10 protein-coding genes are annotated in these 9,763 nt (G+C 54.2%); 4 read left to right on the top strand and 6 right to left on the bottom strand.

The window, feature by feature from the left end; translation table 11 throughout:
* Positions 1 to 71 precede the first annotated feature (71 nt).
* A complete protein-coding gene (locus ABS761_RS16490; protein ID WP_350409487.1) occupies positions 72 to 239 on the top strand; it encodes a hypothetical protein in 168 nt (55 codons plus the stop codon).
* 391 nt (positions 240 to 630) lie between these two features.
* On the opposite strand, the gene ABS761_RS16485 is transcribed toward ABS761_RS16490, so the two are convergent.
* From ABS761_RS16485 to ABS761_RS16475, 3 genes are all read right to left on the bottom strand, one after another.
* A complete protein-coding gene (locus tag ABS761_RS16485) occupies positions 631 to 2,862 on the bottom strand; it encodes a putative bifunctional diguanylate cyclase/phosphodiesterase (protein ID WP_350409485.1) in 2,232 nt (743 codons plus the stop codon).
* A 75-nt stretch (positions 2,863 to 2,937) separates the two neighbouring features.
* Positions 2,938 to 3,435 carry a chemotaxis protein CheW gene (locus ABS761_RS16480; RefSeq protein WP_350409484.1) on the bottom strand — a complete coding sequence of 166 codons (498 nt, stop codon included), beginning with the start codon at positions 3,433 to 3,435 and terminating at the stop codon, positions 2,938 to 2,940.
* Between the two features lie 17 nt (positions 3,436 to 3,452).
* Positions 3,453 to 5,192 (bottom strand): methyl-accepting chemotaxis protein, encoded by a 1,740-nt coding sequence (locus ABS761_RS16475; RefSeq protein WP_350409483.1) that lies wholly within the window; start codon positions 5,190 to 5,192, stop codon positions 3,453 to 3,455.
* Between the two features lie 243 nt (positions 5,193 to 5,435).
* Here ABS761_RS16475 and ABS761_RS16470 point away from each other — a divergent pair, with 243 nt between their 5' ends.
* Complete coding sequence (locus tag ABS761_RS16470) at positions 5,436 to 6,365, top strand: GlxA family transcriptional regulator (RefSeq protein WP_350409482.1); 930 nt, start codon at positions 5,436 to 5,438, stop codon at positions 6,363 to 6,365.
* A 156-nt stretch (positions 6,366 to 6,521) separates the two neighbouring features.
* On the opposite strand, the gene ABS761_RS16465 is transcribed toward ABS761_RS16470, so the two are convergent.
* Positions 6,522 to 7,205 (bottom strand): site-specific integrase, encoded by a 684-nt coding sequence (locus ABS761_RS16465; protein WP_350409486.1) that lies wholly within the window; start codon positions 7,203 to 7,205, stop codon positions 6,522 to 6,524.
* A 105-nt stretch (positions 7,206 to 7,310) separates the two neighbouring features.
* On the opposite strand from ABS761_RS16465, the gene ABS761_RS16460 reads away from it, so the two are divergent.
* Together ABS761_RS16460 and ABS761_RS16455 are read left to right on the top strand one after the other, a co-directional pair.
* Positions 7,311 to 7,802, top strand: coding sequence for a transposase (locus tag ABS761_RS16460; RefSeq protein ID WP_350409481.1), 492 nt, complete (start codon positions 7,311 to 7,313; stop codon positions 7,800 to 7,802).
* Positions 7,799 to 8,284: a hypothetical protein gene (locus tag ABS761_RS16455; RefSeq protein WP_350409479.1), complete on the top strand. Its 486-nt coding sequence runs from the start codon at positions 7,799 to 7,801 to the stop codon at positions 8,282 to 8,284. Before ABS761_RS16460 ends, ABS761_RS16455 begins: the two co-directional genes overlap by 4 nt.
* 164 nt (positions 8,285 to 8,448) lie before the next feature.
* On the opposite strand, the gene ABS761_RS16450 is transcribed toward ABS761_RS16455, so the two are convergent.
* Both ABS761_RS16450 and ABS761_RS16445 read right to left on the bottom strand, forming a co-directional pair.
* Complete coding sequence (locus ABS761_RS16450) at positions 8,449 to 8,928, bottom strand: hypothetical protein (protein WP_350409478.1); 480 nt, start codon at positions 8,926 to 8,928, stop codon at positions 8,449 to 8,451.
* 354 nt (positions 8,929 to 9,282) lie between these two features.
* A partial coding sequence (locus ABS761_RS16445; protein ID WP_350409477.1) for a TIR domain-containing protein occupies positions 9,283 to 9,763 on the bottom strand: 481 nt, incomplete at its 5' end.

Here is a 9,763-nt window from a genome sequence, read left to right as displayed (position 1 = left end):
CCAGCCGTCGAATGACGGCCACACGGGTGAGGAAATTTGCGTGACCCCAACTGGGGAAATCTGGAAGACCCTTGACAATCCTGCGTCAACGTCACCAGATCCTCACCCAGGCCAAGGCGCGACACCCGGCACGCTGGTCGCGTGGTGTGCGTAACTGCCAGCCCATCGCCGAGGTGTGGCTCAATCCCGAAAGACAGACGCCCATCATTCACGGCCAGAAAGAGTTAGACGCTGCATGATTCATGTTCCAACTATGTTGACAGACACCGAAAATCGCCCACAAAAGGGTGATAAATGATCTTAAATAGTTGTTGAATTGTCTGGATCAGTTAAGGTTTTTTGATTGATTTAAATGTTACAGTAATTTACTTTTCTGGATTACAAAGCGATTTTGGAGAGGAGGCATGATCAGGGCATCAGCGGTTTTATGTGGGGGTTTTTTTCATACTATTTGAAGGGATGGCTTGGGTTGATGGGCAGCCGAAACTCTTCAAGTCCTGGTCATCTGGCATGTCACTGGCTTCATTTTTCCCCAAGGATGGCTATTACGACTGTTCTGTCGAAGTGGGGATGCCTACATTGTGTACTGATGAGGTCTCTTTTGCGGGTAGCCCAGGCGCTGGCGGAGCCTCATGTACTTTCTATGGATGCCTTTTCTGTCTCATTTTTTACTTGATCGAGCCAGTCCGCGATCGGCATCGGGCGGGCTAACAGGTATCCTTGAATCGCGTTGCAGCCGCGCATGAACAGGCACTCCCGTTGCGAGTTTGTTTCGACACCTTCGGCGACCGTGCGCAATCCGAACTGATCCGCCATGGAGAGGATCAGTTCTATGACGATCAGGCTTTTCTCGCTCTCCGGTATCTCTTGGATCAGGCTTTTGTCGATTTTCAGTTCCTGGACTGGGAGTTTCATGAGATACGCCAGATTCGCGTAACCGGTGCCGAAGTCGTCGATGGAAAAGAGGATTCCGCGAGTGTTCAGCTCATGCATGTGTTGTGTGATGGTCGCCATGTTTTCAATGGCGATCTCCTCGGTAATCTCAAAGATCAGCCGATTCGCTGGTACGCTGGTGCGATTCAGCGTTTCGTGCACTGTCCGGATAAAGAGAGGGTCTGAAAGGGTTTGCGGAGAAACATTGACGGATACAGGATAGGTCTGGCCCAGATTCTGCAAGGCTTGCACGGTTTCACAGGCGTATGTCAGGAACTGACAGGTCAGCGGTCCCAGCAGGCTTGCTTCCTGAGCCATAGGGATGAACTCGCCAGGTGATATTGCGCCATGCACAGAGTGATGCCAGCGGGCGAGTAGTTCAGCTCCGGTAGTGCAGCCATTCACTGCGAACTGGGGCTGTACATGCAAGCTCAGTTCGTGGTTTTCGATGGCTTTAGCCAAGTCCTGTTCGAGCGCCTGGCGGTATTCAATCTGCTGTTGGATGTCTTGCTTAAAGAGTACGACCTGATTGCCGCCCAGAGCCTCCGAGCGATGCAGGGCGATATCGGTTTCACGCAAGAGGTCAGCCACCGTCTGTGTCTGATTATCCACCAGCGTCAGCCCAACGCTGATACGTAATGTATAGGGCTTGCCGCTGATTTCCACGGGTTCAGATATTAGAGCCCGAAGCAGTTTTTGAGCCACGCTCACGGCCTTTCGAGCGCATTCCAGGGTGTTCGTGCCCAGCCCTGTGAGCAGGACGGTAAATTCGTCGCCATTGGTGCGTGATACCGTGTCGCGGGCGAAAGTATGGGCAATTAGCCGCTTGGCAACCTGCTGGAGCACCTGATCGCCAGCTGCCATACCGTATATGTCATTGATTTTTCCGAAATAGTCGATATCCAGCATAACGATGGCTGAGACTGTTTTTTCCGTTATGGTGTTCGCCATGGCCTGCTCGATTCGGGTGAACAGTAGTCGCCGGTTTGGGAGATCAGTCAGCGTATCAAAAAAACTTGCCTGCTGGATCTGCTCATGCAGTTGATTCTGCTGATTGAAGACAATATCGAACTCCCTGTTTTTTGCCTGGAAAAGCGATAGAAACATCAGCATGCGGTTACGCTGATACCAGCCATAGCCTGTGATAATAAGTAACATCAGCCCCAGGAAAGCCAATATGCCCCAGTGGGAATACCAGTGGGGCGCGGGATCTTGTATCGGTTGGCCCCACCGTTTCAGTATCCGGTAATAAACCGAGTCGGGATCAGCCTTCCATGCTTGCAGGTATTGATCGATCGTAGCCAGAACAAGCGGATAGCGTCTTTCGGGTGTCGCGTAAAAAATATTGCCTGTGTCAAATATGATAGGTGTTGCGCTCAGGTGGTATCGGGATACCGTCAAGGCGCCAAAAAAATAATCCGCAACGGCCGCGTCCGCTGCCCCGCTGCCAACCATCCTAAAACCGTCTTCCAGTTCCTTGATCGGGAGCAGCGTAGCTTTTACGTTCAGGCGGGAGAGCTGCGACTGCAGCACATCGTACTGTGCCGAGCCTGCCAGGATGGCGATGCGCCGACCCTCCAGCTCTTCGAGTGTATCCATGGAAGCACCTTCAGGCGCATAGATTTGCGACGATCTAGACAGCACCGGTACCTGGTGAAAATCCAGAGTCTGCGCACGCTGCGACGTATACCGGACATCAGGTAGCAGATCAATCGTGCCAGCCTGCAGTCGGGACAGACAATCGATCCAGTGGCAGGGTCGGGATTCCAACGTCCAGTCTTCGCGTGCCGCAATCTCATTCAACAGCTCACCTAGGATTCCGCCTGGACGGCCATCCGTCTGCAGATAGATATCGGGCTGAAAATCGGCGACTCCCACGCGTAAAGTGATAGCCCCGGCAGGCGACGATAGGGCCAGTGCGATGAACAACAGAAGGCCTGCCAGAGGATGCGTGATGCGCACTTGATTAATTGACCATTAAAATATTTCGCTATGAGGCTAGCCCTACACGGCTGCTTGTTCCATCAGAGCCATGTCCTCGTCACTCATCAATTTTTCGATATCCATCAGAATAATCATGCGCTCACCCATCGTCCCGATACCCGTCAAGTACTGCGCCGACATCGAGGCATGGAATTGTGGTGCTTCTTTGATTTGATCAGGCTGCAGGTTCACAACATCCGATACCCCGTCAACCACTACACCAATCACGCGGTCGTAAATATTCAGAATGATAACCACAGTCTGATCCGTGTACTGAACCCGCGCCAGGTTGAACTTTACGCGCAGGTCGATGATCGGTACGATTATCCCGCGCAAATTGGTGATGCCTTTGATGAAAGTCGGCATATCGACAATCGTTGTGATGTGCTGACTGTCATGGCCGCGAATTTCCTGCACGCTCAGGATGTCGATGCCGTATTCCTGATCGCCCAGTACGAAAACCAGACATTCCTTGCCTTCGGCACCAACCATATCCCGGACGTTTTGATCGAGTTTCATACTAGCTCCCAAGGACTTCAAAACTCGGCCCATTCCGCAGATTGGGGGGCCACCCGCTGAGCAGGGGCGCTCAATGCCGGGCGCGTGCTGCTTTGAGTCCTCGTGCCGGGTTGTTCTTTGTGTAGCACACGCCTCACGGTCGGGTTGAGCGCCTTTTCCGGTAAGGAGGGAATATGCGTGATCTCCCGGACGTCAACTGTCGTGCTTCGCTGCCCCTCTTGTTGTCCAAGATCGAAGGTGGCAACGAGTTCGGCGAGCGTATGGGCCTGTTCCTGCAGGCTGGTGGCCGCCGCTGCTGATTCCTCAACAAGGCTTGCGTTTTGACGGGTGACGTCGTCCATCTGGGTGACTGCGACATTGATCTGCTCGATACCTGAAGTCTGTTCCTGGCTTGAGGAGCTGATCTCGCCCATGATGTCCTTCACATGGCCAATATCGCTCACGATACCCTGCATGCTGGTACCCGCCTGGCTGGCTTCCTCATTGCCCTGTGTAATGAGCACCACGGCTGCATCGATCAGGCTTTTGATTTCCTTGGCTGAGGCCGCGCTGCGTTGGGCGAGTGCGCGCACCTCGCTTGCTACGACGGCAAAACCCCGGCCTTGCTCACCGGCTCGGGCAGCTTCTACTGCCGCGTTGAGGGCGAGTATATTGGTCTGAAATGCAATACTGTCGATAACGCCTACAATTTCAGCCATTTGTCTGGACTTGGTGTGAATGTCGCTCATCGCCCCAACCAGTTTTGCAACGGTGGCACCGCCATCATTGGCCGAATTAGTGGCCTTGGCAGTCAGTTCGTAGGCCTGCTGGGCGTTATCGGTATTCTGACGGACAGTTGAAGTGATCTCTTCCATTGAGGCAGCCGTCTCGGTAAGCGATGCTGACTGCTGCTCTGTGCGAGAAGCGAGATCGGTGTTGCCAGCAGTAATCTGCCCAGCGGCTGAGGCAATCGCATCGGCGCCCTCACGTACCTGACCAACAGCATCATGCAGGCCGATCACCATGTCGTGTAGTGAGCGCTCAAGCTCTGTGATTTCATCCTTACCCTGAGGCAAGATATCCACGCTCAGATTCCGACGGGCAACCGTAGCGGCAAGACCGACGGCAGCAGACAAGGGGCCTGTGATAGATCGTGTCACCCGCCAGGCAAACCAGGGGCTAAAAAGTAGCGCGAGGAGCGTGGCGATGCTCAATATCATGACGGCTGTATCGATCGCGCTGTTGTTTTCCTGAAAGGTACTATCGACGAGCTGGGTTTCATAAGTCGATAGCGCTTCAATTTGGGCCACATAGTTGGCGGCAATTTTTGGCATCTCTCTGTTGAAAAAAGCTTCGGCCTGCGATGCATTCCCGTTCTCGAAGTTCTTGAATGCAGCGTCCCGCCCCTGCAAGAAAGCCTCACGAAGTGAACCCACTTTTTGAAGAATCTCCTGAGCGCTTGGATCTCGAATCTCGGACTCAAGCCGACGCATCTGCTCGGCCGTCTCGTCCTTAGACGTACTCATCGCTTTTTCGAAATTAGCTTCGATGTTGGCATCCTTTAGCTTTGCCGCCGCTAGAGTTCTGGTAATATTTTCTTTTACCAGAGCCTCCAAACGCAAGGCCGTGATGTTAACGGCTTGGCGGCGCTCAACAATGACATTGTCGTCTTTACTGTCCAGCATACGGTACCCACTGAAACCGGACATGGCCAACATCAGTATGATGACAAGCCCGAACCCCAGGGCCAGACGAGTGCTTATTCTAAAATTACGCATGTGATGATTCTTACTCAATTTGTATTAATATTCTTAATAAGGCTTAGTCGCCCGGTCTCGGTGGTTAGACTCAAGACTGTGATGGCTTGTGCTCTATGAGCAGCCTCTACTCTAACCACCGAAAATTGGCAGAACAAGGTGTGTTTAGGATAAAAATCGTTACTTTTCGGACATCACGATTGTGGTGCGTCGTATTAACCAAGGGGTTGCACCACGCCCACTACACGTTTTAAAAAAGTCGCCTTGCTGGTCTACCAAGGTATCGGACCGTTCCATCTCTCTGGTCCGCTGATGGTCTTTGGCCACAACGGCGTTGGTGAGTCACCTGTAAATTTTGTGGTTTGTGCCGATCAACCTGGACCGGTTCGAACATTGTTCGGACTCGACTTCCCGGCACCATATGGTCTCGATGAGCTTGAGCAGGCCGATGCGATCATCGTGCCCGGCTGGAGCGGCATTGATGAGCCGATACCCAAAACCCTACAACAAGCGCTTTGCAGGGCGCATGATCGCAAAGCGCATATTGTGGGCTTGTGTCTCGGTGTTTTTGTATTGGCCGAAGCAGGCTTGTTGGATGGCCGATGGGCGACGACGCACTGGCTGCGGTCGGATGTTTTTGCGAAACGCTATCCGCATGTGCAGTTGGATAAGGATAATACGCACACCCGCGACGGCAATATCTGGACGTCGGCCGGTGGCGCGGCAGCCATTGATACCTGCCTGCAGTTGTTGCAGGTATTGCAAGGAGCGACCGCAGCTGATCGGGTTGCTCGTCAGCTGATCAGCGGGACGCATCACCGCAACAAGCAATTGTCATGCATCGAGGGAATCCAAGTCGATACGCGTCAAGACGGGACCCGGCGGATGCAGCAGTTGCTTGACTGGATGCTGGTACATCCGAACGAAACCCAGCATCTTGACGCCTTGGCGCAGCGAGTACATATGACCGTGCGCACCTTCACCCGGCGATTCAAACGGATGACGGGCATGACAGTCGGCCAGTGGCGAGTAACTCAGCAGTTGAAGTTCGCACAGCGATTGCTCAAAACCAGCGACGCGACAATCGAAGCCATTGCTCAGCAAACCGGATTTGGCTTGTCGCTGTCTCTACGCATACATTTCAAAAAGGCGTTCGGTATGACGCCCTCGGCATATCGCAGAAAAGTCAGATAGGCTCTTAGTTGACAGACACCGGAGAGATCCTTCACACAAAGGCTTGGTTCGTATATCTGTCACGTGCTGCACGTGGACGAGTTCGTAGTGACAGTAAGGCGGAGGCTGCTCGTCGTAAATGAGACTTATTTATTACGTCTATGTGATCTGTATTTCTCACACCTGAAGCTGCGTAACTAATACTTCTTCGATTCGCTCCCCCAGTCGCCTCCAAGCCTCAGTCTTTTCCCCAGCGTAGTCGTAGTGCAGGTAATGCCGACGAACCTTTGACCCCGGCATAACATGATTCTGGCAGCGGTCGATGATGTCGAGGGCAATTCCCATCTCCTGCATCATGGTGGCACCCGTGCGGCGAAGGTCGTGCGGCGTCCATTCCCCATTCTTGCCGCCATCTAGTACCAGGCTATCGTCGTGCCGACGATGCGATAAGGGTTTGCTGCGCTTCTTAAACCGTGTCTGACGATCCCCGACCTGCCGACTCACGGTCTTCAGGCAGATATGCGATTCCTGGCCGACTTTGTTTCGGGCTGGAAATAGCCATTCCGCTTCCCCAGTCAGATCCTTTAGCTCCTTGAATAGGCGCTTGGTGAAAGGGGAGAGGAACACGGTCTGCTCCTGCTTCTGCTGGCGACGGCCTTTCGCGTTGGAGCGAGGAATAAACCATATGCCCTTGTCGAGGTCAACATGCTCCGGCTTGGCCATCAACAGCTCCCCGATACGGCATAGTGTGCCTAGACAGAGCCATAGGGCAATTTGAGTCTCTCGCTTGAGAGGCCTCTGGTAGTCGTATTTTTTACCCGCTGGTGCAGACTCATATTCTGCAGTGGTACAGGTGAAAATATTGGCCAGTTCCCAGATTTCGCCGGGCCCCCTCTGTCAGAATAGTTGGAACCTCTAGAGATGTTAGAGTTTGAAGTCCAACCCGGGGGCAGACAGAAGGTACCCATGCGATATCCCGCCGAGCGCCGAGAAGCAATCCTTGCCAAGCTTGAAGCGCCATACAACCGAACAGTGAACGATGTGGCTGCCGAAGAAGGCATCTCTACAGCCACCCTATACAACTGGCGCAAGAGCGCCCGCGGCCGTGGGCGGCTGCTGCCCAATGCGGCACCGACTCCCGAGGGCTGGAGCTCCCAGGAGAAGTTCCTGGCGGTGCTTGAGACAGCGGCACTCACCGAGGAGGACCTGGCGCAGTACTGCCGACGTCGTGGTTTGTACCCTGAACAGATCCACCGCTGGCGAGCCAGTTGCGAACAGGCGAACGAGCGCAGCGCTGCGGCCGAGGCCCGCACGAACGCGGTCACCAAGGCCGAACGCCGACGCATCAAGGAGCTCGAGCGCGAGCTACGGCGCAAGGATGCGGCGCTTGCCGAGACGACAGCGCTGCTGGTCTTGAGAAAAAAAGTCCAGGCGATCTGGGGGGACGAGGAAAAATGACCAATGCCACAGATCGCCGCCGAACCATCGAATTGGTCAACGAGGCGCTGGCCGCTGGTGCCCGCCTGCGCAGCATCTGCGTGGAGCTTGGGATCGGGCAGAACACTTACCGCCGCTGGTCGCAAGGCCGTGTGGATGGCCGCCCCGGCGCGCAGCGCCCCGTGCCTGCTCATGCCCTCACACGGCAGGAGCGCCAGACCGTACTCGATGTCTGCCATCGGCCAGCGTTTGCCAGCCTGCCTCCCGCGCAGATCGTGGCACGGCTCTTGGATGATGAGCGGTTGTACCTTGCGAGCGAATCGAGTTTTTACCGCATCCTGCACGAGGCCGGGCAGCAGCGTCGGCGTGGACGCCAGGCAGCCCCCCACCACAAGGGGCCGCCCCGGCGTCACCGTGCTGACCACCCGAATGCCTGCTGGACGTGGGACGTCACTTACGCTGACGCGTCAGGCCACCATCCTGCCTCAGTGTCTCCGCGTTGACGACGCAGTGTATGCATCGCTTAAACATGATCTTATCGCTGTGTTGGCACAGTACGCCATTATTTGCACATGATCAAAACGTAATGTGTGGCCTCATTACGGATTACCGGCAGGTTGGCGGGCAACTCTTGCAGGGCCGTGATCAATTCTGAAACCAATATGGCTCAGCTTCGAATCCAAGCGGGCAATCTTTCAGGCAGCGAACCTTCATCCATCATGGCTCTGATGGCCTGGGCGCTTACCTGGTCGGAGTAGTCCAGGTATTCGACGGGATCGAGTAACCGCATCATCACCGCAAATCCGGCCTGGTCGATGCAGACGATGGAATGTGCCGTCTGGCAGGTAATTGTCGCGATAGGCTGGGCGAGATCCAGCGATGCAAGCTGAGCAGTTGTCAACATCGCATAGGCGTACAGCGCGTGATAGCTGGTTATGGCGGCCTCTGGCCGCTCTCGTGCGATTTGCCGCAGGTCGTGTGCGATTTGAGGTGGTATGGTTCCGAGACCTATCCGGCGGTTTCTGGACGCATGGCGTCGGAGACTCAAGGCGAGAGTGTCGCGGCCGGTGGCCAGCCAAGCCTCGTAAATCTGGCCTGTATTCACAAGGTTTAGGATCTGTTGTTGCTCCAAAGACTTCAGATTCATGGTCCCGGTTCCTAAGAATGTTGCGTGCGCACTCCTGCTTGATACGATTTGCAGCTTTTTCCGGAGATTCCAGGGAGTATCGGCTGCCTATCATTAGTCCGGCGGCGATGAGTTGCCAGCACCATTAGCGCCAGTATACTTTCTTCCACAGCATGTGGGAGCCTATGCTTTTCAGACTAAGATTGTCGCGCAGCCCTTGTGATTTTCATTGAGATAATGGTTCGGACAATATGTTGAAAAACGGTGTGCCGAAAGCCGCCCCGGGCCAGGAGCGGTCGCCGTCCGTATCAAGAAGCAGGCATTCAACGTCTGAATTAGGCCACGCTGTGAAACGGCGCCGACTTGAATGAGTTGTTAGCTGTCAATTAGCTTGTTGAAGTCAATGCTGTAGCCGGCGGCTTTCATTTCCTTGGCTATATCAATTTGCCAGTTCGTGTCGTCCACATAAACGACGCCGCTAATGTCGCTTGGCAGTTCTACCTTGCCAGCCACCAGAGGAACTACTCTCGCCCGTGAAAGTTTGGCGATAAGGTATCCATGCTCAAAAACGACGTTTTGCCTTGCTCTTGGCTTCAGCGTTCCGGCTTTGGCGTCTGTCTGGGTACCACCAGCATCGTCTGGGGTATATAAAACGATTGCGAACCCTACCTCTGTGTGCGCCTCAATTTTTTCAATGATCGTATGGCCCTGATTGGCCTGCTCATGAAGAATTATTGCTTTAAATCCCAGCTTTTCAACAAACCGTGCTGCCTTGATCTTTAGGGATGGTCTGAATAAGCCGTCTTGAAAAATCGGTCGAACAGCAAAATCAGCCCATATTTCATAATGCAGAAGA

It is taken from the genome of Castellaniella sp. GW247-6E4, assembly GCF_040276065.1.
In the GTDB taxonomy this organism is placed as follows: Bacteria; Pseudomonadota; Gammaproteobacteria; order Burkholderiales; family Burkholderiaceae_B; genus Castellaniella.
The sequence above is the reverse complement of the archived record's forward strand: the minus strand, read 5'-3'. Positions and strand labels throughout refer to the sequence as shown.

What these genes read in the sequence shown, in the direction of transcription:
- ABS761_RS16480 (WP_350409484.1), bottom strand. Translation starts at nt 3,435, where the DNA reads ATGAAACTCGATCAAAACGTCCGGGATATGGTTGGTGCCGAAGGCAAG.
- ABS761_RS16475 (WP_350409483.1), bottom strand. Translation starts at nt 5,192, where the DNA reads ATGCGTAATTTTAGAATAAGCACTCGTCTGGCCCTGGGGTTCGGGCTT.
- ABS761_RS16460 (WP_350409481.1), top strand. Translation starts at nt 7,311, where the DNA reads ATGCGATATCCCGCCGAGCGCCGAGAAGCAATCCTTGCCAAGCTTGAA.
- ABS761_RS16455 (WP_350409479.1), top strand. Translation starts at nt 7,799, where the DNA reads ATGACCAATGCCACAGATCGCCGCCGAACCATCGAATTGGTCAACGAG.
- ABS761_RS16450 (WP_350409478.1), bottom strand. Translation starts at nt 8,928, where the DNA reads ATGAATCTGAAGTCTTTGGAGCAACAACAGATCCTAAACCTTGTGAAT.